We start from the raw sequence: 24,440 nt of genomic DNA on the forward strand, positions 1-24,440 counted from the left end.
GAAACAGCAGAGGGGAAACAGCAGAGGGGAAACAGCGACAAGCGGCGGAGAAGGCCGAGAAACCGCACGGAACCGGAAGGAAAACCGGTCGCGAAACGGAGGCACGGGCCGCACACGGCACGCGCCCCCGAAACGTCGTCACTGATCGATCGGCGACTTCAGCGGCTCGTGTTCGCCGGTCAGCCCGAACACGACGAGCTGCGCGGGCTCGGTCGCACTCGCGTTGCGCGACACCTGATGGCGCGAGCCGGGCGCCTCGTACCAGCCTTCGCCGGCGCGGTAGCGATGCAACGGGCCGCCGTTCACCTGCGACAGCACTTCGCCCTTCGACACCACCGCGAACACCGAGCCGAGGTGCCGGTGCGCTTCGGAAGCCTGGCCGGGCGCATAGTCGACGGTCGCGACGACGGCGAGCTTGCCGGGGGCTTCGGGCACGGCCTGCCGCATGATCGCGTGCACGTTGTCGCCGGCGTCGTGCGCATGGGCGGCGGCCGGCAGCGTGGCGCCGAGCACGAGCCCCGCGCACAGGGCGGCTCGCTGGAGCGTGGAGCGGATCATCGTCGTCTCCTTACTCGGGCATCTTGCGGAACGCGATCGCGAAGCGGTTCCACGTGTTGATGGTCGCGATCAGCATCGACAGGTCGAACAGCTCCTCGTCGCTGAAGTGCGGCTTCACGGCTTCCCAGACGGCGTCGGGCACGTGGTTGCCGGCAACCAGCGTCAGCGCCTCGGTCCATTCCAGCGCCGCGCGCTCGCGCTCGGTGAAGAACGGCGTTTCGCGCCACACGACGACGGTCGCGAGACGACGGTCGGTTTCGCCGCCCTTGCGCGCGTCGCTGGTGTGCATGTCGACACAGAACGCGCAGCCGTTGATCTGCGACGCGCGCAGGCGGACGAGTTCGGCGAGCGGCTTCTCGATCGAGCTTTTCGCGATGAAGTCCTCGGCGTTGCGCATCACCTTGATCGCATTCGGGCTGGCGGTATAGAAGTTCAGGCGCGGTTGCATGGCAGGTCCTTTTTCGGTTGGTGCGCACGGTGGCGCGACAGGACCCACTTTAAGATTCTGATTGGCCTGCTTGAATAGCCAATTTTGAGTAAATTCAGGTAACCAGTTCCGGGCGACCGACACGGCCCGAACCCAGCAGCCCGGCCAGCTGCGCGAGCGCCGTGTCGATGCGCAGCGCGTCGATCCCGCCATAGCCGAACAGCAGCCCCGCACGGACCGGCACGCCGACATGGAACGCCGAGATCCCGTACAGGCCGATGTCCCGCTCGCGCGCCGCGCGGACCAGCGCCGCTTCGTCGAGCCCCGGTTTCAGGTGCGCGGCGAGGTGGATGCCGGCGGTCGGCACGATCGCGTCGAACCACGGCGCGAGCTCGCCGCGCAGATGCGCGATCAGCATCTTGCGGCGTGCATCGTAATGTTTCTGCACACGCTTCAGGTGCCGCGCGAAATCGCCTTCGAGCATGAAGCGCGCGAGCGCCGCCTGCGTCAGCGTGCAGGTGTGCCAGTCGACGATCTGCTTCGCCTTGGCGAGCGCGCCGCGCAGCGCGCGCGGCGGAATCGCGTAGCCGATCCGCAGTTCGGGAAAGATCGTCTTCGAGAACGTGCCGACGTACGCGACGAGGCCCGTGCGGTCGAGGCTCTTCAGCGATTCCACCGGCCGGCCCTCGAAGCGGAACTCGCCGTCGTAATCGTCCTCGATGATCACCGCGCGGCGGCGCTGTGCCCATTCGAGCAGCGCGATGCGCCGCTCCAGCGTCATCGGCATCCCGAGCGGGAACTGGTGCGACGGCGTCACGTAGACGAGGCGCGCTTCGTCGGGCAGCCGCTCCGTGACGAGGCCGTGCACGTCGACCGGCACGCCGATCACCGTCGCGCCGAGCGACGCGAACGCGGCGCGCGCCGGCGGATAGCCGGGATCCTCGACCGCGACCACATCGCCGGGCCGCACGACGACGCGCGCGAGCAGGTCGAGCGCCTGTTGCGCGCCTTGCGTGACGAGCACGTCGTCCCAACTGCACGCGACCGCGCGGCTGAATGCGACATAACGCGCGATCGCGCCGCGCAACTGCGGATCGCCGGCCGGGGCGTGGTACTGGCCGGGGCCGCGTGCCTGCTGGCGCAGCGCGTGATGCAGGCAGCGCCGCCACGCATCGAACGGGAACAGCGTCTTGTCGGTCACGCCGCCGCGGAAGTCGAAGCCGGGCGAATCCTGCGGCGCGGGCATCGCGAGCGCGTCGGGCAGGTCGTTCCACAGCGCGCGTGCGTCGACCGCGTCGATGCGCGGCGTGTCCTCGACGATCGACGGCGCCGGCACGGTCGCGGCGTGCGGCACGCGCGCGAGGCCGTCGGCGACGAACGTGCCGTCGCCCGCACGCGTATTCAGGTAGCCCTCGGCGACGAGACGCTCGAATGCGTCGAGCGTCGTCTTGCGCGATACGCCGAGCTGCTTCGCGAGATCGCGCGTCGACGGCAGCCGTGCGCCGCCTTCGAGGCGCCCGTCGACGATCGCGGTGCGCAGTTGCCGGAAGATTTGCCCCGTCAGGTCGTGGCGGCCTTCGATGCGGATCGCGATGTCCATCGCAGTGGTTACCTCGATTGATACTGTTTTGTCGGAATCGGTGTGCCGCCAGTATGCCGCCGGCGCGCGGATTCGGGTTGGCGGGATGTTGTGTCCGATGCGGTGCGAGAGCGGCGATCGAGCGTGCGATACCGGCGGGCCATTCGAGCGGAACACGGAGTGAAGCGACGTTCGCCCGACACCTGCCCGTCCATCCGCCGCATCGAACGCCATCCGATTGGACCGCCGCCCGCCGCTGCCTTACGATCCACGGGAGCCACGACAACCCCAGATCCACCCCGAACCGGAGCGACCCCATGCTGTCCGAAGACGAACTTGCGCTGCTCGATGCGATCCGCGCGACCGGTAGCCTGTCGCGCGCCGCCGCGCGGCTCGGCAAGGCGCCGTCGACCGTGTCGCACGCCGCGCGCCAGCTCGAAACGCGTTTCGACGCGCTGCTGTTCGACCGGCGCGGCTACCGGCTGCAGCTCACGCCGGCCGGACAACTGCTGGCCGACGAGGCGGCGCGGCTGGCGCTGGACGTCGCGCGGCTGACGCAGCGCGTGCGGCAGGTCGCGAGCGGGTGGGAGGACCGGCTGTGGATCGTCAGCGACGAGGTGCTGGAGTTCGACACGCTGCTGCCGGTCGTCCGCGCGTTCGACGCGCTCGATTCGGGCGTGTCGCTGCGCTTCACGCACGAGGTGCTCGGCGGCACCTGGGAGGCGCTGCGCGACGGTCGCGCGGATCTGGTGGTCGGCGCGACCAACGAGCCGCCGGCGATCCCCGGCTTCAAATGGTTCGAGCTGGGCGCGATGGAGTGGGTGTTCGCGGTGTCGCCGCGCCATCCGCTTGCATCTGTGAACGACGCACTGACGCGCGACGCGATCGGCGCGCATCGCGCGGTCGTCGTCGCCGATTCGTCGCGGCGCGCGGCCGGCCGCGCGTATGGCCTGCTCGGCGGGCAAGCCGTGCTCGCGGTGCCGTCGATGCGCGCGAAGATCCTCGCGCAGCGCGACGCGCTCGGCGTCGGCTGGGTGCCGCGCCGGCGCGTGGCGTCGCTGCTCGCGCGCGGCGAGCTCGTCGAGAAACAGACGGCCAACCCGCGCGAACCGAACGTGCTGTATGTCGCGTGGCACGGCGATCGCGACGGCCGCGCGCTGCAATGGTGGCTGGAGCAATTGCGCGAGCCCAGGCTCGCGCAGCGCCTGCTCGACGGGATCGACGTGACCGGCTGAGCGTGGGAAAGGGGGCGGATCATCCACTCGAACACGTTCGACGATTTCGAACATGTTCGTCGCGCCCGTCGTACGGCATGTCCGTGCCCCGCGCGCATGCTGTGTTCACGTCAACTCACCGGTTCACAGGAGAACATCATGCAACGCTTCGAAGGAAAAACGGTCCTCGTCACGGGCGGCAACAGCGGCATCGGCCTGGCGGCCGCCAGCGCATTCGCGGCCGAAGGCGCGCGGGTCATCATCACCGGGCGCGACGCGCAGACGCTGGAAGCCGCACGGCAGACGCTCGGCGATGGCGCGCTCGCGATCCGCAACGAGGCCGGCAGCGTCGCGTCGGCGCGCGCACTGGCGGACGCGATTGCCGCCGCGGGCGCGCGGCTCGACGCCGTGTTCATCAACGCGGGCGTCGCGAAACTCGCGCCGTTCGCCGACAGCGACGAGGCCATGTGGGACCTCGTGTTCAACACCAATGTGAAGGGTGCGTATTTCCAGATCCAGTCGCTGGTGCCGCTGCTGAACCGCGGCGCGTCGATCGTGATCAACGGCTCGATCAACGCGCACATCGGGATGCCCGGCTCGTCGGTGTACGCGGCGAGCAAGGCGGCCGTCAACTCGTTCGCGAAGACGCTGTCGACGGAACTGCTGCCGCACGGCGTGCGCGTGAATGTCGTGAGCCCGGGGCCGGTTCAGACGCCGCTGTACGGCAAGCTCGGGCTCGATGCGGCGACGCTCGACGAGACGGCCGAGAAGATCAAGGGCCTCGTCCCGATCGGCCGGTTCGGCACGCCGGACGAAATCGCGTCGACGGTGCTGCACCTCAGCGCGCCGGAATCCGCGTTCATCGTCGGCGCGGAGATCATCGCGTCGGGCGGGATGGGATTGCTCTGAGCCGGGAAACCGGTGGGGACCGCACCGACCGACGCAACGCCGGGCGGACGGTCCCTGTCACATGCGGGAAGGGCGACGTTATCGAGCCGCACCTACCGCACCTATCGCGCCGCACAGGCGCGACGCGTATCGCCGCCGGCTTCGAGTTGCGTCACCGTGAGCCCCGAGAACGTCGCGCGGCCGTGCTCGGCAAACACGGCGACGCGGTCCGCGTCGAGCGGCGGGAAGACCAGGTCGGTGAGCGTGACGCGACCGCCGTTCGCAAACACTTCGACCGACCCGCGATCGACGACGATTTCGAGCCGCAGTTGCCCGTGTTCGAGCGGCAGGTCGACGATGTGCTCGCGGCTGAACGTGCCGGCGAAATTCGCTTCGCCGGACTGCGAGCGGTCGAGCGTCAGCGTGCGTTTCGCCGTGTCGTACACGATCCGCGTGCCGGTCGTGCCGTCCGCCGAGCGCCGGACGATCAGGCCCGCGCGCGTCGCGCGCTGCGGCGCAATCGTCACCGTGATGCGTTGCACGACGCCGCGCGTCGCGGCCGACAGCTCGCGCGTGGCGGACTCGACCGCGAGCTCGCCCTCGTGCACGGCGGGCCGGCCGTCCGCCCACGCGGCGAACGCGGCGGTCGGCGCGGCGACGAGCCGGGGTTCGCCGTCGATCGTCTTCAGCGCCAGCTCGCGCGGCAGGGTCGTCGCGCCGCGCCACGGCGTGGTCGGCACTTTTGCCGCGTAATCCCAGTTGCTCATCCATGCAATCGCCACTGGCCGAGTGCCGGGCGCGCCCGAGAAGGTGCCTGCGGCATAAAAGTCGGCGCCGTGATCGACCCAGCGGAATCGGGCGGGATCGGAACCGGCCGGCGCGACGCGATCGGGCGTGAACGTGCGGCCGTCGAAGTCGCCGACGAAATACATCGCGCCCGAGCCGCCCGCGATCGACCACGGATTCACATTGACGATCATCACCCACTTGATGTGCCGGGGATCGCCGTCGAGCGGCAGCGGCACGAGGTCGGGCATTTCCCACAGCGCGCCTGCGTGCGGCACGTCCGGCAACGTGAAGTCGCTCAGGAACGACCAGTGGATCAGGTCGTCGGAGCGATAGAGCTTGACGACGTGCGCGTCGGCGACGACCGTCGTCATCAGCCAGTAGCGTCCCGGTGCGTACCACGACACCTTGGGGTCGCGGAACTGCTTCGATTCGGGATCGAGCGTGAGCACGGGGTTGTGCGCGTAGGGCTGCCACGTCGCGCCATGGTCGACGCTGTAGGCGAGCGACTGCGCCTGCGTGCCGGGCGCGTGGCCGGAGCCCTCCTTGTAGACGCTCGTGTAAAGCGCAACCAGCGGTGTCTCGCCGGGCGACCCGAGGCCGGACGTGTTGTGCGTGTCGGCGACGATCGAGCCGGAGAAGATTTCCTCGGTGGCATTCGCGCGCATCGCGACCGGTTGCTCGCGCCAGTGCACGAGATCGGTGCTGGTCGCATGGCCCCACGACATGTTGCCCCAGTCGTTGCCAAGCGGGTTGTACTGATAAAACAGGTGGTAGCGGCCGTTGTCGTAGACGAGCCCGTTCGGATCGTTCATCCAGTTGCGCTGCGGCGTGTAGTGCAGCGCGGGGCGCCATTGCGGCGTGCCGTTTTCGGGCGATGTAGCACAGGGCGCGGCGGCGGCCTGCGTGCAGGCGGCGCCCGCCGCACAGGCGAGCAGCAGCCGGGCGATCCGGAAGGAAAAGCGGAAAAACGTCGATCTCATGCGGGGTTCCGTGCTCCGGCGCGCGAAGCGGGAAAGGAGGGCGCATGCCGCTTGCAAAGGCGGCACGCGCGATCTGCGGAAGAACGAGGCGGCGCACACGCGACACGCGCGATGTGCGCCGCCTCAACGCTTGCGGGCGGTGCCCGCTGCGGCGGTTACGGGCGGGTGCCCGGGCCGTCGTTGTGGCCGGCGCCCGTTGCGGGCAGGTTCGCCGGGATGTCGCCGTAGCCGCCGAGCCCGCCGCGTCCGTACGCGCGGTCGACCGCCGTCGACGTGCCGTTGATGTTGACCTTCACCGTCGGCGCGAGCGTGCCGCCGCGCCGCGGGCCGATCGCATCGATGAACGACTCGACGAGCCCGCCCGGCATCACGTAGTGCGAATACGACTGGAATTCGCGCGGGTTCTGGTTCGGATCCTGCGAATACGGTGCGCCGGCCGGTGCGGAGAAATCGGTCGGATTGCCGAGCACGAGGCCGCTGCCGCCGTTCAGCGGCTGGAAGTCGCTGCGGATGCCGTTGCCGACGAAGCCGTACACGCCGTCCGGCCCGTCGACGCCCGCGGCCATCGTCGTACGGTGGCTGATCGTGAACAGGTAGTACTTGCCGTCCTTCAGGTAGATCTGCGGGCGCTCGGTCTGGTCGTCGACGCAGTTCGCCGACAGGATCGGCGGCAGGAACTTCCATTCGGTCAACTGTGGGTTCGTCGCGACCGCGAGGCCGACATTGGCCTTTTGATACACTGCGCCCGAATTCATCACCGCGTTGAGGTCTTCCTTGTACGGATCGTTCGGCGCGTAGCCGAGATCGGCCTCGGTGCAGGTGCGTGCGCCGCGCTCGCCGCCCGTATTGCCTTCGAACACCATGTAGGTCTTGCCCGGGTGCGCGGGATCGGTGAACACGAACGGATCGCGGAACGAGAAGTAGGTGTTCTGCTGGCCGGTCTGGTAGTAGTTGCCGTCCGGCTGCAGCAGCGCCTTGTGATCGTCGAAGCCGCTGAACCACACGTGCTTGTCGTCGGCGTGGATGTGGCCGTCGGTGCGCGTGATGATCGCCTGCGGCGGCGTGATGTCGGCGCCGCCGGGCGCCGAGCGGTTGAACGACGTGGCGGTGTAGTAGAGGCTGACGTTGTCGCCGTGCGTGAGGCGCGCCGAACCCGACCATTCGGCGTTGTTGGTCATCGGCGCGGTGCCGAACACCTTGGCGCTCGCGCCGTCCGGGAACAGGTGGCCGCCCCAGGTCCAGCCGCCGTTGGCGGGGCGCTGCGACGCGGGGACACCCGCGCGGCGGTAGAAGAAGCCGATGCGCGCGTGGACGTGGCGGTCATCGAACGTGTAGCCCGCATGCGGATCGGCGGTGAGCGAGAAGATCACCTCCCAGCCCTTGTAGCTGAGCTGGTTCGCGCGCAGGTCGGCCAGCGGCCAGGTATCCCAGACCCACACGTTCGAGTTGACCAGCGGGAAATCCTGCGGGATGTCCGGCATCGTCAGCGCTTGCGGCAGCGAGTTCCTGTCGGCGCCGGCCGTGTGCGACTGTGCGACGATCTGGCGGATGTCCGCGCGGGTCCAGCGCATCGTGAAGTTGCCTTCGGGATCGTAGGCCTGCTGCGTATGCGGCGTGGGCGCGGGGGCGCCGGCGCTCTGCGCATGCGTAACGGACGAAGCGGACGCGAAGGCGGCCAGTGCCGCGCCAGCGAACAGCAAACGTTTGGCCGCAGTCGTGCGGCAAAAAGGAAAGTGTGTCATCTCGACGTTATTTCAGTTGACGGTGAAAGGGAACGGCTGAAGGTGGCATCGATGTCCAAACCGGTTTGGATACTATTTCAAACCGGTTTGGAACGCAAAAGATATTTATTTGACGGTAATGCTTACCAAATGGAAATAATTACCAGATTGGGGCGTCCGGGCGGTCCAGCAAAAAACGAGGAGCGACGGTGAAGGTGAACCTGAAGGCGCTATCGGATGCGCTTGGGCTGTCGCGGACAACGGTCAGCCGCGCATTGAACGGTTACGACGACGTCAGCGAGGCGACTCGCGAACGCGTGGCGAAGGCTGCCCGGGAAATGGGCTATGTGGCGGACCCGACCGCGCGCCGGCTCGCGACCGGGCGCGCGGACGTGATCGGGATCGTCTATCCGTTCGGTGCCGGCGATCTCGGCGATCCGCGTTTCGGCGAGGTCGTCGCGGGCATCACCGAGCGGCTGGCCGAGCGCAATCTCGATTTCATCATCGCTTCCGCGCGACCGAATGCGGAACTGGACACCTATCGGCGGATCGTCGACGGCAAGCTCGTCGACGGGCTGATCGTCGCGCGCACGCTGGTCGACGATCCGCGTATTGCGTACCTGCAGTCGAACGCGTTTCCGTACGTCGCATACGGCCGCACGCAAGCTGCCGAGCCGTATGCGTGGTTCGATTTCGACAACGAGGCGGGCGCGCGCGATGCTGTCCGGCGGCTGACCGGTTTCGGGCATCGGCGCATTGCGATGATCAGCGCGCCGCTGGCGCTGAATTTCGCCGCGCAGCGTCGCGCCGGCTATCTGTCGGCATTGCACGAGGCCGGTATCGAGCCGGATCCGGCGCTGCTCGTCGAATGCACGTTTACGCACGACGGCGGGCTGCAGGCCGCGCGGGCGCTGCTCGCGCGCGCCGAGCGGCCGACGGCGCTGCTGGTCGACAACAACATCGCGGGCGGCGGCGCGTTTCAGGCGCTCGTGGACAGCGGGCTGCGGCTGGGGCAGGACATCTCGCTGATCGTCTATGACGGCGTGCCGCCGGACCTCGCGCATCCGCATCGCGTGACGGCGGTCATGCAGCCGACCGGGCACGCGTCGGGGCGCGCGCTGGCGGAGTTGATGCTGAAGCGGCTGGACCACGGCGCACGAGAGCATCGACTCGAGGCGCCGGTAATCGAGGCCGGCGATACCGACGGCCCGGTGCGCGGCTAGCCGGCACGACGGCACGGGCGGGGCGCGATCGGGGGCGGACGTGCCCGGATCGCGCCCGGTCGAAAAGGCCATGACGAGGGCAGGGATGAATACCTGCTTTCTAGACGACCGGTCTAATCAGCGGATATCATCCGTCCTGACGAATGCGACGACGCCTCCCGACTCGGGCAACGCGGACGCGAAAATGCCATATCGCACTGCGATGCTGAACGTGCAGCGAGATGCCGTCGTTTTTTTCGGATTTTTTCTAGACGACTGGTCTAATAGGATCGTGCGGTATTTCGGATCCGCGAGCGGCACGTTGGCGCGCGGTATCGGACTAACCGACAGGCGTGCCGTGCCGGCCGATGCCGGGCCGCACGGCCCCGTTCCCCCATTTTCGAAGGAGTTTCGATCATGAAGATTCTGGTTGTCCTGACCTCGCACGACACGCTCGGCGACACCGGCAAGAAGACCGGCTTCTGGCTCGAGGAACTGGCCGCGCCGTACTACGCGTTCAAGGATGCGGGCGTCGAGCTGACGCTGGTTTCGCCGAAGGGCGGCCAGCCGCCGCTCGACCCGAAAAGCAGCGATCCGTCCGCGCAGACCGACGCAACGCGCCGCTTCGACGCCGATCCGGCGGCCAAGGCCGAACTCGCATCGACGCGCAAGCTGACCGACGTGTCGGCCGACGACTACGACGCGGTGTTCTACCCGGGCGGCCACGGTCCGCTGTGGGATCTCGCCGAGGATCTGCATTCGATCGGCCTGATCGAGCGCACGCTCGCGGCCGGCAAGCCGGTCGCGGCCGTCTGCCATGCGCCGGGCGTGCTGCGTCACGTGAAGAACCCCGCAACCGGCGAATCGGTCGTGCGCGGCAAGCGCGTGACGGGCTTCACCAACAGCGAGGAAGCGGCCGTCGAGCTGACGGAAGTCGTGCCGTTCCTCGTCGAGGACATGCTGAAGACCAACGGCGCGGAATTCGAGCGCAGCGCCGACTGGGCGCCGCATGTCGTCACCGACGGGCTGCTGATCACGGGGCAGAACCCCGCGTCGTCGGAGCCCGCCGCCGAGGCGCTGCTCGCGAAGCTCGGCCACCGGTAAGCACCTGGCGCCGGCGGGGCCGGCGCCGTTCCGTATCCGTCGCCGGGCGCAGCCGCGCCGACGACGGCCCGCATCGTTTCGCCGTGCGCGTCGCGCGGCGAGTTCCCAGTCGTTTCGCAGAACCAAGCAAAGGAGCCGTGGATGTCTGCCCTGTTCGAACCGTTCAAACTCAAGGATGTCACGCTGCGCAACCGCATCGCGGTGCCGCCGATGTGCCAGTACGTCGCCGAAGACGGCGTCGTCAACGAATGGCATCACGTGCATCTGGCCGGCATCGCGCGCGGCGGCGCGGGCCTCGTGATCGCGGAGGCGACCGCCGTGTCGCCGGAAGGGCGCATCACGCCGGGCTGCGCGGGGCTGTGGAACGATGCGCAGGCCGAAGCGTTCGCGCCGTCGGTCGCGGCGATCAAGGCGGCCGGCGCGGTGCCCGGCATCCAGATCGCGCACGCGGGCCGCAAGGCGAGCGCGAACCGTCCGTGGGAAGGCGACGACCATATCGCCGACGGCGATCCGCGCGGCTGGCAGACCATCGCGCCGTCGGCCGTGCCGTTCGGCGCGCATCTGCCGAAGGTGCCGCGTGAAATGACGCACGACGACATCGCCCGCGTGCAGGCCGACTTCGTCGCAGCGGCGAAGCGTGCGCGCGACCTGGGCTTCGAATGGCTCGAACTGCACTTCGCGCACGGTTATCTCGGCCAGAGCTTCTTCTCGGTGCATGCGAACCGGCGCGACGACGAATACGGCGGCTCGGCCGAGAATCGCGGCCGCTTCCTCGTCGAGACGCTTGCGGCCGTCCGCAAGGTATGGCCCGAGCACCTGCCGCTGACCGCGCGCCTGGGCGTGATCGAATACGACGGCCGCGACGAAGAGACGCTCGCCGAGTCGATCGCGCTCACGCAGCGGATGAAGCGGGAAGGGCTCGACATGCTGAGCGTGTCGGTCGGCTTCTCGACGCCCGATGCACGGATTCCGTGGGGCCCGGCGTTCCTCGCGCCGATCGCCGAGCGCGTGCGGCGCGAGGCCGGGCTGCCGGTGTCGTCCGCGTGGGGGATCGACACGCCGCAACTGGCGAACCGCGTGGTTGCCGAAGAACAGCTCGATCTCGTGATGGTCGGCCGCGCGCACCTGGCCGACCCGCACTGGCCGTATTACGCGGCGAAGCAGCTCGGCGTCGAGCGCCCGTCGTGGACGCTGCCCGCGCCGTACGCACACTGGCTCGAGCGTTACCGGATCGCCGACAAGGTGGCCTGAGCGGGCGCGGCAGCGTAGCGCCGGAACGGCCCGCGCATGATGCGCGCCGTCGATCCGGTGCCGATGGATAGAATGGCGGTTCGTGCAGGCCGGTTGCCTGCGCGAATCGCCATTTTTTCATTTCGACAGAGGTGCCATGGACGCACATGTGCCGTCGTCTCACGAGTCCGCCCCGCAGCCGCGCGCGCAGCAGATCTCCCGCGTCGCGCTGTATGCGGCGCTGCTGGTGCTCGCGCTGTGGGTGATCCGCGACTTCATTCCCGCCATCGCGTGGGCCTGCGTGAGCGCCATCGCGATGTGGCCGCTGCTGAAACGCTTCGAATCGCACCAGCTGTTCCGCAACCGGCCAACGATCACCGCGCTCGTCATCACGGCGGCGATTTCGCTGCTCGTCGTGCTGCCGATCGCCGTCGCGGCAACCCAGGCGATCGGGCAGGCGCACGACCTGCGCGAGTGGCTGCGTACGATCGAGGACAACGGCATCCCGCTGCCGGACGTCGTCGGCCGGCTGCCTTACGGCTCGGCGCAGATCACCGAGTGGTGGCAGGCCAATCTCGGTCATCCGCTGCATGCGGCCAGCGCGATGCACGGCGTCAACAGCGAGAAATTCCTCGCGTTCGGCCGGCAGTTCGGCACGAAGCTCGCGCATGCGCTGCTCGAATTCGGCTTCATGCTCGTCACGCTGTTCGTGATCCTGCGCGCGGGCCACAAGCTGTCGGGCGCATTGCTGCAGGGCGGGCAGCGCGCGTTCGGGCGCAACGGCGCGGAATTGATCGAGCGCATGGTCAAGGCCGTGTACGGCACGGTGACGGGGCTCGTGGTCGTCGGGCTCGGCGAGGGTGCGCTGCTCGGCGTCGCCTATGCGCTCGCGGGCGTTCCGCATGCGGCGCTGCTCGGCCTCGTCACGGCGATTGCCGCGATGCTGCCGTTCTGCGCGCCGATCGTGTTCTGCGGCGCGGCGCTGTGGCTGTTCGTGCAGGGCGCGACCGTGTGGGCCATCGTGGTGGCGGTGCTCGGTTTCGTCGTCGTGTTCGTCGCCGAGCATTTCGTGCGGCCGGTGCTGATCGGCAGTTCGGCGCGGCTGCCGTTCCTGCTCGTGCTGTTCGGCATCCTCGGCGGCGCCGAGACGTTCGGCCTGATCGGGCTGTTCGTCGGCCCCGCGCTGATGACGGTGCTGACGATGCTGTGGTCCGAATGGATCGCGTGACGATATCCGCCGTCGCGCCGATTCGATGGATCGGCGCGGCGGGATGGATGCGCGTGCAAGCATGCGCCGGCCGCAACGATCGGCAACGATCCGGCCGGCGCGCGGGGCATGCCGGGCAGTGGTTCGCATGAGGCGCTCTACATTTCTTTTCGATCCGGACCCAAAGGTCTAGTAGCATGGGGCTTTCGATCACGCCGGCATGGCGCAGCAGAATTCCCCAAGCATGCGATTGATTTCGATGTCCCGTCCCGCGGCGACGCTGTCCCTGGCGGCCGGCTGCCTGATGTTGCACGGCTGCGCGTGGTTCGACTCGTGGCTACCGTTCTCGTATTCGCGCACGCCGCTCGCGCGGGCCGCGTCGCGGCATGGCGCGACGCGCGCCGATGTCGTGCGCGCCGGCGGCAACCCGCGCAGCGTATGGATGGTCCGCAACGGCAGCGGCGTCTGCTACAACTACTTCATCGAGCACGGCAACGATCACCGGCCTTACTTCGTCGTATTCGACAAGGCCGGCGTCGTCACGCAATACGGCTTCGATACCTGCATGGACGCCGATCGAAAGGGCACGCTCCAGCCGGACAAGGCCGCTTCGCGCTAGCGCGGCGGCGTGCGCCCGCGTGAGCTGTCAGGCGAGCGTGTCGACCACGCCGCCATCGACGCGCAACGCCGCACCCGTGGTCGCCGAAGCCTGCGGCGAGCATACGTACACGACCAGGTTCGCGACTTCCTCGGGCGTCGCGGGTCGCTGGATGATCGAGCTCGAGCGATGATCGCGCACGAAATCCACGGCCACGTCTTCGATACTGCGGCCCGTTTTGTCCGCCGTTTCCTTCAGCAGCGCGCGTACGCCTTCCGACAGCGTCGGCCCCGGCAGCACCGAGTTGACGGTCACGTTCGTGCCGGCCGCGAGCTTCGCGAGGCCGCGCGCGATCGACAGCTGCGCGGTTTTCGTGAACCCGTAGTGAATCATGTCGACCGGGATGTTCAGGCCCGATTCCGACGAAATGAACACGACGCGCCCGGCGTTGCGTTCGATCATCCCCTTCAGGTAGTGCCGCGCGAGCCGCACGCCGGACATCACGTTCATCTGGAAGTAATGTTCCCATTCGGCGTCGTCGATGTCGAAGAACGCCTTCAGGCCGTAGATGCCCGCGTTGTTGACGAGGATGTCCGCATCGGGCGTGTGCTGCGTGATGCGCGCGACGCCGGCCGCGTCGGACAGGTCGGCGGCGACGCCGTCGAAGCTCGCGTCGGGCACGGCGGCGCGCAGTTGCATGAGCGCGGACTGCACCGATGCGTCGCTGCGGCCGTTGACGACGACGCGAGCACCGGCGCGCGCGAGCCCTTCGGCGATCGCGAGCCCGATGCCGGCGGTGGAGGCGGTGACGACCGCGGTCTTGCCTTTCAGATCGATGTGCATGAGCGTGACGGGGAGAGGAGTGAACGGGAACCGCCGCGCGTGTCGCGGCGGCCGGATTTCAAAGCTTAGGCGAAACGGCGCGATTCGGCTTCGAAGCTGCAAAGCGCCGGTTGCATCGGCCCGCACAGTCTTGTACGGTGAGCGTTCGCCGCCCGAACCAGGAGCCCGCCGCGTGAGCCGTCCCGTCAACCGATCCGCCGTACCGTCGCCGTTCTGGCGCGACGCCGCGCTGCCGTTCATCGAGGCGCGCACCGTCGACGACGGGCGCGCGATCTGCTACGTGAAGCACACGCACGACACGTTTTCGCTGGGCGCGATCGTCGGCGGCACGAGTACCTACGTGAACGGCGCGACGAACGCGCGTGTCGGGCGCGGCGTGCTCGTGATCATCGATCCGGAGCAGGTGCACGCGTGCAATCCGTACGGCCCCGACGCATGGGCGTACCGGATGGTCTACGTCGACGTTCCATGGCTCGCGCGGCTGCAGCATTCGCTGGGCCGCGATCCGAACCGCGATTTTCACGGCTTTTCGCCGAAATTGACGGAGCGGCGCGACCTGTTCGCGCAATTTGGCGGCTTCTACCGCACGCTCGTGTCGCCCGGCATCGATCCGCTCGGCAAGGAGAGCGCGGCGGTCGAATTCTTCACGCAACTGCACGGCGCGCTCGATCGCGAACTGCCCGGCATGCGGCCCTCGGACGACAACGCGAAGCTCGCGCGTGCGGCCGACTACATCGCCGCGCATTGCCGCGAGGGCGTCACGCTCGATGCGATCTGCGCGGCGGCCGACTTGTCGCCGTCGTACCTGATCCGCGCTTTCAACGCGCGCTACGGGATGACGCCGCATGCGTTCCTGATCGATCGCCGCGTGCAGTACGGCCGCACGGAGCTGCGCCGCGGCCGGCCGATCGCCGAGGTCGCGCTCGACGCGGGCTTCGCGGACCAGGCGCATTTCCAGCGCGCGTTCCGGCGGATCGCGGCCGCGACGCCCGGGCAGTACCGTAGCGCGATGAGTTGAGCGGCTGGGCGGCGGAGTGCGGAGTGCGCGTCCGCTGTCGATGCGACGAAGCACCCGACCCGCGAGCAAGCTGGCTAGACGTCGAGCAGGCCAGCCAGATGTCGAGCCGGCCGGCTATACGTCCAGCAGAAAGAGCGCGCTGCCCGCGAGCAGCAATGCCATCAACCGGTTGAACACGCGCATGCGCCGCGCGTTCGCGAGCCGGTGCCGCAGCGACGCACCCGCATACGCCCAGCACGCGATCGACGCGAAACAGATCACCAGATACAGCGCGGCGAATAACCAGACCTGCACGCGGTCGCCATCGGCCGCATACGCGCCCATCGCGGCCACGCACGCGAGCCATGCCTTCGGATTCAGCCACTGCATCGCCGCGCCGGCCGCCGCCGACGGGCCGGCCACGTTCGGGTCGGCCGACAGCCGGCCGTCATCGAGCGCGAGCCGCAGCGCCATATAGAGCAGGAACGCGATTCCCGACCACTGCGTGGCGGTTGTCAGCACGGGCCAGCGCGCGAGCGCCGCGTGCAGGCCGAGGCCGATCAGCAGGAACAGCGCGACGAAGCCGAGCGTCGCGCCGGCCGCATAACGCAGGCTCGCGCCGAGGCCGTGGCGTGCGCCGGCACTGAGCGCGACGATGTTGACGGGACCGGGGGTGATCGACGAGGCGAGCGCGAACGCGGCCATCGAAACCAGCATGCTCATCAGGTGTCTCCATGCGAAATGTTCAAAGTCGCATCGAGACTACGGGAGCCGCACCGGTACGTATTGAAGAAAACAACCCTCGGCGGCGCGCGGCCGCCGTCAGTGCAACGCGCGCGGCGCGTGCGCCGGCCGCGTGTCGCGCGGATCGGCCGAGCCGGCGGCATCGCCTGCATCGGCCGGGCGCAGCGGGCCGCCCGCGCAGGGTTGCGTCGACACCGAGAAGCCGAACGTATTGACGCCGCCCGAGCATGCGACGAACACGCTGCCGCCGTGCATCTCGGCCACGGCCTTGACGATCGACAGCCCGAGCCCGTGGTTTTCCTTGCTGTTCGCGCGTGCTTCCTCGAGCCGGTAGAAGCGTTCGAACACGTGCGACCGCTGGGCGGGGTCGATCGGCTCGCCGGGATTCGCGACGGCCATCTCGACGAGCGTGTCGCGGCGCGCGATCGTCACGTTCAGCGTCGCGCCGGGCGCCGAATGCTGGATCGCGTTGATCAGCAGGTTCGTCATCGCGCGGCGGAACAGCGACGGATCGACGGTCGCGCGCGCATCGCCGTGCAGTTCGGCGCGCAGTTGCGCTTCGTCGAGCGGGATTTCGAGGAAGTCGAGCATGCGCCGCACCTCGTCGGCGAGCGACACGTCCTTCAGGTCGGTCGCGCGTTCGCCGCGATCGCTGCGCGACAGGAACAGCATGTCGTTGATGATCACGCGCAGCCGCTCGAATTCCTCGAGGTTCGACTGCAGCGTCTGGCGCATCCGGTCGACCGAGCGGTCGCGGCTCGTCAGCGCGACCTGGGTCTGGCCGATCAGGATGCTGACCGGCGTGCGCAGCTCGTGTGCAACGTCGGCGTTGAACGCTTCGAGCCGCGCGTAGGTCTGCTGGATGCGCTCGAGCGAGCCGTTGAACGACGCGGCGAGATCGCGCAGCTCGGTCGGCAGTGCGTCGGTGTGCAGCCGCTGGCGGCGGTTGGTGGCGCTGATGGCCGCCGCATCCTGCGACAGCCGGTCGAGCGGCGCGAGCCCGAAGCGCGCGACCGCGCGGCCCAGCATCAGCGTGATGACGGTGGCGATCGCGATCAGCGCGGCGAGCGTCCACACGAAACGGCGCAGCATCCGCTGCGTGCGCTCGCACGACGACGCGACGATCAGCTTCAGATCGGGGCGTTCGCCGCTGCCTGCGATCGGGACGGTCTTCGTCATCACGTCGTAGCTGCTGTGGTTGAGCGCGTACTGCTGGAACGCACCGAACGGTTCGCCGACGGGCACGCCGTCGACCGGGTGACCGAAGCGGAAGTCGGCGTCGGGGCTGTCGATCTGGTAGCGCGTCGACCCGTCGGGCGGTTCGAGGTCGGCGAGCTTTTCCTGCATCAGGCGGCCGCGCGCGGCCGTGGTCGCGTGCGACACGATCATCTGCGCGACCTTCGCGCGCGTGTCGATCGTCGCGCGCAGCTCGGCGAAGAGCTGGCGCTCCATCAACACGAACAGCCCGCAGCCGACCAGCGTGAACACGAGCAGCGACACGATGCCGAACATCGCCGACAGCCGCAGGACGATCGAGCGCTTCATGCCTGCCTCTCGGTGTCGCCGTCCTCGCGCGCCTCGAGCACGTAGCCCATGCCGCGGATCGTGTGCAGCAGCTTGTCCGCGAACGGGCCGTCGAGTTTCGCGCGCAGGCGCTTGATCGCCGTCTCGACGACGTTCGCGTTGCTGTCGAAGTTCACGTCCCACACGAGTTCGGCGATCGTCGTCTTCGACAGCACCTCGCCGCTGCGCCGCGCAAGCACGCCGAGCAGCTGGAATTCCTGTGCGGTCAGGTCGAGCCGCGTGCCGTCGCGGGTCGCACGGCGGCCGATCAGGTCCACGCGCAGGTCGCCGATCGAGATCAGCGTCGATTCCTGCACGCGCGCGCGGCGCGTCAGCGCGCGCAGCCGTTCGATCAGCTCGAGGAACGAGAAGGGCTTGGTCAGGTAGTCGTCGGCGCCGCCGCGCAGCCCGCGCACGCGATCGTCCACGCGGTCGCGCGCGGTCAGCATGATGACGGGCGTCTGCTTCTGCGCGCGCAGCGCGCGCAGCACGCCGAAGCCGTCGAGCTTCGGCAGCATCACGTCGAGCACGACCACGTCGTAGTCGAATTCGACGGCCTTCCACGCGCCGTCCTCGCCGTCGAGCGCGGTGTCGACGACCCAGCCTTCCTCGGTCAGGCCGCTCTTCAGGTATTCGACGACTTTCGGTTCGTCTTCGACGATCAGCACTTTCATGTTGTTGTTCCGCGTAACCGGGTTAGGGGCCGACGCTCGCGGCGGGCTGCGGGCCGGCCGCCGCGACGTCGGACGGCGCGGGGCCGCTCGTCGTGCCGCCGTCCCAGCCGCCGCCGAGCGCCTTCGCGAGAAAGACGACGAGCGCCGCGCGCTGGCCCTGGATCTGCACGGCCTGGCGCTCGCTCGTCAGCAGTTGCTGCTGGGCCGTCAGCACGTCGATGAACGGCGTCAGGCCGCCCGCGTAGCGGTCCTGCGCGAGCGACACGAGCTTGCGCGCGTCGTCGACGGCCGCCGATGCCTGCTGCGCGGCGTCGGCCAGCACCGACAGGCCCGTCACCGCATTTTGCACCTCCTGGAACGCGGTGAGCACGGTCTGCCGGTAGCTGGCCTGCGCGGCGGCATAACCGGCCTGCGCGAAATCGACGCCGGCCTTCAGCTTGCCGCCTTCGAACAGCGGCTGGCTGACCGACGCGCCGACCGACCACAGCAGCGCCGGCACGGTGAACAGGCTCGCGAAGCGCGTCGCATCCCAGCCGAGGTCCGGCGACAGCGTGATGCGCGGGAAATACGCGGCGCGCGCGACGCCGATCTGCGCGTTCGCGGCCGCCATCGCACGCTCGGCCGACGCGACGTCGGGGCGCCGCTGCAGCAGGTCGCTCGGCATGCCGGTCGGCAGCGCGGGCGCGTTGATCGGCACCACGCGCGGCGGCAGCGAGAATTCGGGAGCCGGCGTGCCGACCAGCGTCGCGATCGCGGTTTCGACCTGCGCGCGCTGCTGGATCAGCAACTGCGCCTGCGTGCGCGTCGCGTCGAGCTGCGAGCGCTGCTGCAGCAGGTCGAGGCCCGACACCGCGCCGAGTTCGTGGCGCGCGCTCACGTAGTCGAGCGCCTTCTGCTGCAGGTCGATCGAGCGCTTGACGACGTCGATCTCGCTGTCGAACTCGCGCAGCGCGAAATAGCTCGACGCGAGATCGGCGCTCAGCACCAGGCGCGCGTTCGCGAAATCGTCGTGTGCCTGCTCGGTGCTTGCCTGCGCGGATTCGACGCTGCGTCGCACGCGGCCGAACAGGTCGAGTTCGTAGCTGACGCTCGCGCCGACCTGGATCTCGTTCTGCACGGTCGACATGCTGCGCGTCGCGTAGTTGGTCTGCGGCCGGTCGGCGGAGATCTTGAAGCGCTGGCCGCTGGCGTTCAGGCCGACCGCCGGATACTGCGCGGACCCGACCGATGCGAGCGTGGCCTTCGCCTGGTCGTAGCGCGCGGCGACGGCCTTCAGGTTCTGGTTGTTGCGCAGCGCGTCGGCTTCGAGCGTGTCGAGCTGCGGATCGCCGAACGCGGTCCACCACGCGGGATCGAGCGGCGCGCGGGCCGGCGCGGCCGGGTGCCAGTACGCGTCGGCCGGGTCGAGCCGCCATGCGGCCGGCGTATCGACGGCCGGGGGCCGGTAGTCGGGGCCGACCGTGCAGCCGGCGAGGGCGGTTGCCGTCACGACGGCGGCGAGCGCCGCGGGCCGCACGCGGGCGCGTTTCGCGATCACGACTTCGCTCCCGCGACGGCCGATGCGGGTTTTGCCGCCGGCGCCGACACGACGACCGGATCGCCGTTCGCGAGCGCGTCGCTCGGGTTCGCGACGAGGCGGTCGTTCGGCGTGATCGGCCCGTCGACTTCGAGCGTCTGCCCGATCGTGCGCACGACCGTCACCGGTTTCAGGCGCACCTGGCCGTTCGCGTCGACGGTCGCGACCGTCGGGCCCTCGGCGCGGAACAGCAGCGTATTGGCCGGGATCTGCAGGCGGCCGAGCGGCGTCATCGGCAGCGTCGCCTGCACGTACGCGCCGGGCAGCAGCCGTGCATCCGGGTTCGGCAGCGTGATCTCGATCTGCAGCGAGCGCGTCGCGACATCGATCGACTCGGACGTGCGCGTGATCGTGCCGTCGAAGGTCCGGCCCGGCAGCTCGGCCTGCGCGACGCTCACGTGCTGGCCGACCTTCACCTGCTGCGCGTACGCCTGCGGCACCTGTACGTAGAGGCGCAACCGGTCGGCCTGCACGACCGTAAACAGCGAGCGGCCCGCGTTGCCGGAGTTGACGAGATCGCCGACGTCGACGTTGCGCTGCGTGACGATCCCGTCGATCGGCGCGACGATCCGCTGGAAGCCCTTCAGCTCGGTGAGCCGGCGCATGTTCGCGTCGGCCGCGGCGAGGTTCGCGGTGCCCTGGTTGAACGCGCCTTGCCGATCGTCGAGTTCCTGCTGCGACACCGCATCGCGCTGGCGCAACTGCTGCGCGCGGTCGAACGACGTCTTCGCGAGCGCGAGCGCCGCCTGCGCCTGCTGGCGCTGCGCGGTGGCCTGCGCGAGCTCCTGGTTCAGCTCGGGCGTGTCGAGTTCGGCGAGCACTTGCCCCTGCTTCACGTGCGCGCCGATGTCGGCCTGCCAGCGCAGCACATAGCCGCTCGCACGTGCGTAGATCGGCGCCTCGACGAAGCCGCGCAGCGTGCCGGGCAGCGTCAGCTTGCCGCCGGCGGCCGCGTCGGCCGGGCGCACGACGTTCACGTACTGGCGCGTGTTCTGCTCGGCGATCGCGTCGAGCCGGTTGCGGTTCAGCACGTTGACGACGATCGTGCGCGCGGCGCCGGCGGCCAGCAGCACGCCGATCACGCCCAGTACGATTCGCCCGCGCCGCGACACCGACGTGCGCGTCGGCAGGTGCATGCCGTGTTCATCCACCTGGATGCCGACGGAGCTGTGATGTTTCTCTTCCATGAATTGACCGGGTCTATAGGCGAAAGTCAGTGTCCGGCCTGGCGCGCGCGCCGGCGGGCCAGCCGCGAATGCACGCCGCCGAACACGAGCGGCACGAACAGCAAGGTCGAAACGGTCGCGAACAGCAGCCCGCCGATTACCGCGCGGCCGAGCGGCGCGTTCTGCTCGGCGCCTTCGCCGAGGCCGAGCGCCATCGGCACCATGCCGATGATCATCGCGAGCGCCGTCATCAGCACCGGCCGGATCCGCGTCGCGCCGGCCTCCAGCGCGGCCGTGAGCGGCGGCGCGCCGGCGGCGAGCCGCTGGCGCGCGAACGACACCACGAGAATGCTGTTCGCGGTCGCGACGCCCACCGTCATGATCGCGCCCGTCAGCGCGGGCACGCTCAGGTGCGTGCCGGTGATGAACAGCATCCACGCGATGCCGGCGAGCGCGGCCGGCATCGCGCTGATGATGATCAGCGGGTCGAGCCACGACTGGAAATTGACGACGATCAGCAGGTAGACGAGCACGATCGCCATCGCGACACCCGCGCCGAGGCCGATATACGACGTGCGCATCGTCTCGATCTGGCCGCGCATCGTCAGCTCGGTGCCGCGCGGCAGGCTCGCGCGCGTGTCGGACACGATGCGGTCGATCTCGCCCGCGACCGAGCCGAGGTCGCGGCCCTCGACGCTCACGTACAGGTCGATCGCCGGGCGGATGTTGTAGTGCGTGATCACGGCCGGATTCGCGGCGGTGCGCACCTGCACGAGGTTGCCGAGCAGTTGCAGCGGCATGCCCGTGCGGCCGCTGGCCGAGATCGGCGTGCCGAGCAGGTCGTCGACCGACGAGATGTTGTATTGCGGGGTCTGGATCTGCAGCGGGTACTGCACGCCGGTACGCGGGTTGATCCAGAACGACGGCGTCGTCTGCGAACTGCCGGACAGCGAGATCAGCATGTTCTGCGCGACGTTCTGCGCGGAGAGATTGAGCTGCTGCATGCGCGTACGATCCATGTCGGCCAGCAGGGTCGGCTCGTCGTTGCGTTGCAGCACGTGCACGTCGACGGCGCCGGGGATTTGCCTGACCTTTTTCATCAGGTTGCTCGCGATAGTCATGTTACTCGCGAGATCGTTGCCGAGCACCTGCACGTCGATCGCGGCCGGCTGACCGAAGTTGAGGATCTGCGTGATAATGTCCGACGGCTGGAAGAAGAATTCGACGCCCGGGAAGCGCTCGGGCAGCAGCTTGCGCAGCGTCTGCACGTAGTGCGTGGTCGCGCGGTGGCCGGGCTTCAGCGCGATCAGCAGCTCGCCGTCGAGCGTGCCGATGGTGCCGGCATTGCTGTACGACAGGTTGATGCCGCTGACGGGCAGGCCGAGGTTGTCGACGATCGCGCCGAGCTCGTCGGGCGGCACGACTTCGCGGATAACGCGCTCGACCCGGTCGGCGAGGCGCGCGGTTTCCTCGATCCGGTAGCCGGTCGGCGCGCGCATGTGCAGCCGGATGTTGCCGGAATCGGCGTTCGGGAAGAAGTCGCGGCCGAGTGCGAACACGAGGCCCGTCGACAGCACGCAAAAGCCGAGGAAGCACATCGCGTAGAAGCGGCGGCGCACGAGCAGCATGCTCAGCAGCACGATGTACCACGCGCGCAGCCGCTCGAACGCGTTGTTGAACGCATGATGCAGGCGCGCGAAACGCGACGTCGCATGATCGGGGCCGGTGCTGGCCTGCTGCGGGCGGAACAGCAGCATCGCGAGCGTCGGCACGAGCGTGCGCGACAGCACGTACGACGCGAGCATCGCGAACACGACGGCTTCCGCGAGCGGCACGAACAGGAAGCGTGCGACGCCCGTCAGGAAGAACATCGGCACGAACACGATGCAGATGCACAGCGTCGACACGAACGCGGGCACCGCGATCTCGCCGGCGCCTTCGAGGATCGCCTCGTGCAGGTCAGTACCGAGATGCAGGTGCCGCTCGATGTTCTCGATCGTGACGGTCGCGTCGTCGACCAGGATCCCGACCGCGAGCGCGAGCCCGCCGAGCGTCATGATGTTGATGGTCTCGCCGAGCGCCGACAGCGCGATCAGCGACGTGAAGATCGACAGCGGAATCGAGATCGCGATGATCAGCGTGCTGCGCCAGTTGCCGAGGAACAGCAGGATCATCATCGCGGTCAGCACGGCCGCGATCAGCGCTTCGTGGATCACGCCCTGGACGGCCGCGTTGACGAACACCGACTGGTCGAACAGCGGCGTGATCGTGAGCCCTTCGGGAAGCGTCGGGATCACCTTCGGCAGCAGCGCCTTCAGGTCCGACACGACCTTGAGCGTCGACGCGTCGCCGCTTTTCAGGATCGACACGAGCACGCCGCGCTGGCCGTTCTGGCGCACGACGTTGGTCTGCGGCGCGAAGCCGTCGCGCACGGACGCGACCTCGCGCAGGTAGGTCGTCGCGCCGTTGACGGTCTGGATCGGGAGGCGGCTGATGTCGGCGACCGTGTCGGCCGACGCGTTCGTGTCGATCCGGTATTCGGTCTGGCCCATCTTCGCGGTGCCGGTCGGCAGCACGAGGTTCTGCGCGTTGACCGCGTTGACGATGTCGGCCGGCGTGAGGCCCTTCGCGAGCAGCGCCTGCGGATCGAGATCGATCGCGACCACGCGCGTGCGGCCGCCGTACGGGAACGGCACCTGGGCGCCGGGAATCGTGATCAGTTGCGGGCGCAGGAAGTTCAGCGCGATGTCCGCGAGCGACTGTTCGCTGAGCGTCGTGCTCGACAGCCCGAGCTGGATCACCGGGATGCTCGACGCGGAATAGGTGATCACGAGCGGCGGCGTCGCGCCCTGCGGCATCTGCCGCACGATCGCCTGCGCGGACGACACCGTCTGCGCGATCGCCGTCTGCACGTTCGCGCCGGGCTGCAGGAACACCTTCACGACCGCGATGCCGGGCAGCGACGTCGATTCGACATGCTGGATGTTGTTGACGGTCGTCGTCAGGATCCGTTCATGCACGGCCGTGATGCGGTTCGTCATCTCCGTCGCGGAGAAGCCGCCGTAATTCCAGATCACGCTGATCACGGGGATGTTGATCGCGGGCAGCACGTCGACCGGCGTGCGCATCAGCGCAAGCGGCGTGGCCAGCACGATCATGATGGCCATGACGATGAACGTGTAGGGGCGCCTGAGCGCGAGATTGACGATCCACATGGAGGCAGCGGGACAGGCGGTGATCAGGCGTCGGTGAAGGGAACCCGAATGATAGGCGTCGGCGTGGAACGGGTTACTGTCGCGAAACTGGCGGAATTGTCAGGTTGGGCGCGCGGTCGCCGCCGGCCGATTCTGCTGACGAAATAGTGCGCCCGCTGCGACCCG

General features: G+C 68.8%; 20 protein-coding genes. 8 read left to right on the top strand and 12 right to left on the bottom strand.

From position 1 onward, the window contains the following. Nucleotides 1–138 precede the first annotated feature (138 nt). The 3 genes from GD429_RS12325 to GD429_RS12335 all read right to left on the bottom strand — a co-directional run bounded on the left by GD429_RS12325 (nt 139) and on the right by GD429_RS12335 (nt 2,585). Complete coding sequence (locus tag GD429_RS12325) at nt 139–558, bottom strand: cupin domain-containing protein (protein ID WP_152857185.1); 420 nt, start codon at nt 556–558, stop codon at nt 139–141. Between the two features lie 10 nt (nt 559–568). Next, nucleotides 569–1,006: a carboxymuconolactone decarboxylase family protein gene (locus GD429_RS12330; RefSeq protein WP_152857186.1), complete on the bottom strand. Its 438-nt coding sequence runs from the start codon at nt 1,004–1,006 to the stop codon at nt 569–571. 94 nt (nt 1,007–1,100) lie between these two features. After that, entirely contained in the window at nt 1,101–2,585 is a 1,485-nt protein-coding gene (locus GD429_RS12335) for a PLP-dependent aminotransferase family protein (RefSeq protein ID WP_152857187.1), read from the bottom strand. Between the two features lie 296 nt (nt 2,586–2,881). On the opposite strand from GD429_RS12335, the gene GD429_RS12340 reads away from it, so the two are divergent. Then, nucleotides 2,882–3,799 carry a LysR family transcriptional regulator gene (locus GD429_RS12340; RefSeq protein WP_152857188.1) on the top strand — a complete coding sequence of 306 codons (918 nt, stop codon included), beginning with the start codon at nt 2,882–2,884 and terminating at the stop codon, nt 3,797–3,799. 138 nt (nt 3,800–3,937) lie between these two features. After that, nucleotides 3,938–4,687, top strand: a complete 750-nt coding sequence (locus GD429_RS12345; protein WP_152857189.1) for an SDR family oxidoreductase — start codon at nt 3,938–3,940, stop codon at nt 4,685–4,687. 101 nt (nt 4,688–4,788) lie between these two features. Here the strand turns inward: GD429_RS12345 and GD429_RS12350 are convergent, their stop codons facing one another. Then, nucleotides 4,789–6,435 (bottom strand): glycoside hydrolase family 32 protein, encoded by a 1,647-nt coding sequence (locus GD429_RS12350; protein ID WP_152857190.1) that lies wholly within the window; start codon nt 6,433–6,435, stop codon nt 4,789–4,791. A gap of 155 nt (nt 6,436–6,590) precedes the next feature. Then, a complete protein-coding gene (locus GD429_RS12355) occupies nt 6,591–8,177 on the bottom strand; it encodes a glycoside hydrolase family 68 protein (protein WP_152857191.1) in 1,587 nt (528 codons plus the stop codon). A gap of 188 nt (nt 8,178–8,365) precedes the next feature. On the opposite strand from GD429_RS12355, the gene GD429_RS12360 reads away from it, so the two are divergent. From GD429_RS12360 to GD429_RS12380, 5 genes are all read left to right on the top strand, one after another. After that, entirely contained in the window at nt 8,366–9,379 is a 1,014-nt protein-coding gene (locus GD429_RS12360) for a substrate-binding domain-containing protein (RefSeq protein ID WP_321574559.1), read from the top strand. 396 nt (nt 9,380–9,775) lie between these two features. After that, entirely contained in the window at nt 9,776–10,462 is a 687-nt protein-coding gene (locus GD429_RS12365; RefSeq protein WP_152857192.1) for a type 1 glutamine amidotransferase domain-containing protein, read from the top strand. Between the two features lie 141 nt (nt 10,463–10,603). Next, entirely contained in the window at nt 10,604–11,713 is a 1,110-nt protein-coding gene (locus tag GD429_RS12370) for an NADH:flavin oxidoreductase/NADH oxidase (RefSeq protein ID WP_152857193.1), read from the top strand. A 136-nt stretch (nt 11,714–11,849) separates the two neighbouring features. Beyond that, nucleotides 11,850–12,920, top strand: coding sequence for an AI-2E family transporter (locus tag GD429_RS12375; RefSeq protein ID WP_152857194.1), 1,071 nt, complete (start codon nt 11,850–11,852; stop codon nt 12,918–12,920). Between the two features lie 223 nt (nt 12,921–13,143). Further along, nucleotides 13,144–13,518, top strand: coding sequence for a hypothetical protein (locus GD429_RS12380; protein ID WP_096474477.1), 375 nt, complete (start codon nt 13,144–13,146; stop codon nt 13,516–13,518). Between the two features lie 27 nt (nt 13,519–13,545). Here the strand turns inward: GD429_RS12380 and GD429_RS12385 are convergent, their stop codons facing one another. Next, nucleotides 13,546–14,340 carry an SDR family NAD(P)-dependent oxidoreductase gene (locus GD429_RS12385; protein WP_152857195.1) on the bottom strand — a complete coding sequence of 265 codons (795 nt, stop codon included), beginning with the start codon at nt 14,338–14,340 and terminating at the stop codon, nt 13,546–13,548. Nucleotides 14,341–14,512: 172 nt separating this feature from the next. Between GD429_RS12385 and GD429_RS12390 the strand changes: the two genes are divergently transcribed. After that, nucleotides 14,513–15,358, top strand: a complete 846-nt coding sequence (locus GD429_RS12390) for an AraC family transcriptional regulator (RefSeq protein WP_321574560.1) — start codon at nt 14,513–14,515, stop codon at nt 15,356–15,358. 114 nt (nt 15,359–15,472) lie between these two features. Here GD429_RS12390 and GD429_RS12395 read toward each other — a convergent pair whose 3' ends face one another. From GD429_RS12395 to GD429_RS12420, 6 genes are all read right to left on the bottom strand, one after another. After that, nucleotides 15,473–16,060, bottom strand: coding sequence for a LysE family translocator (locus GD429_RS12395; protein WP_152857196.1), 588 nt, complete (start codon nt 16,058–16,060; stop codon nt 15,473–15,475). A 99-nt stretch (nt 16,061–16,159) separates the two neighbouring features. Next, on the bottom strand, nt 16,160–17,626 hold the full coding sequence (locus GD429_RS12400) for a heavy metal sensor histidine kinase (RefSeq protein ID WP_152857197.1): 1,467 nt from the start codon (nt 17,624–17,626) through the stop codon (nt 16,160–16,162). Next, nucleotides 17,623–18,318, bottom strand: a complete 696-nt coding sequence (locus tag GD429_RS12405; RefSeq protein ID WP_034179625.1) for a heavy metal response regulator transcription factor — start codon at nt 18,316–18,318, stop codon at nt 17,623–17,625. Before GD429_RS12405 ends, GD429_RS12400 begins: the two co-directional genes overlap by 4 nt. Nucleotides 18,319–18,340: 22 nt before the next feature. Beyond that, nucleotides 18,341–19,855 (bottom strand): efflux transporter outer membrane subunit, encoded by a 1,515-nt coding sequence (locus tag GD429_RS12410; RefSeq protein ID WP_321574561.1) that lies wholly within the window; start codon nt 19,853–19,855, stop codon nt 18,341–18,343. Continuing rightward, entirely contained in the window at nt 19,852–21,081 is a 1,230-nt protein-coding gene (locus tag GD429_RS12415) for an efflux RND transporter periplasmic adaptor subunit (RefSeq protein WP_152857198.1), read from the bottom strand. The genes GD429_RS12410 and GD429_RS12415 overlap by 4 nt, the downstream gene beginning before the upstream one ends. Nucleotides 21,082–21,107: 26 nt before the next feature. Continuing rightward, nucleotides 21,108–24,275: an efflux RND transporter permease subunit gene (locus GD429_RS12420; protein WP_152857199.1), complete on the bottom strand. Its 3,168-nt coding sequence runs from the start codon at nt 24,273–24,275 to the stop codon at nt 21,108–21,110. Nucleotides 24,276–24,440: the final 165 nt, after the last annotated feature.

Source organism: Burkholderia sp. BE17 (genome assembly GCF_009362305.1).
Classification (GTDB): domain Bacteria; phylum Pseudomonadota; class Gammaproteobacteria; order Burkholderiales; family Burkholderiaceae; genus Burkholderia; species Burkholderia pyrrocinia_C.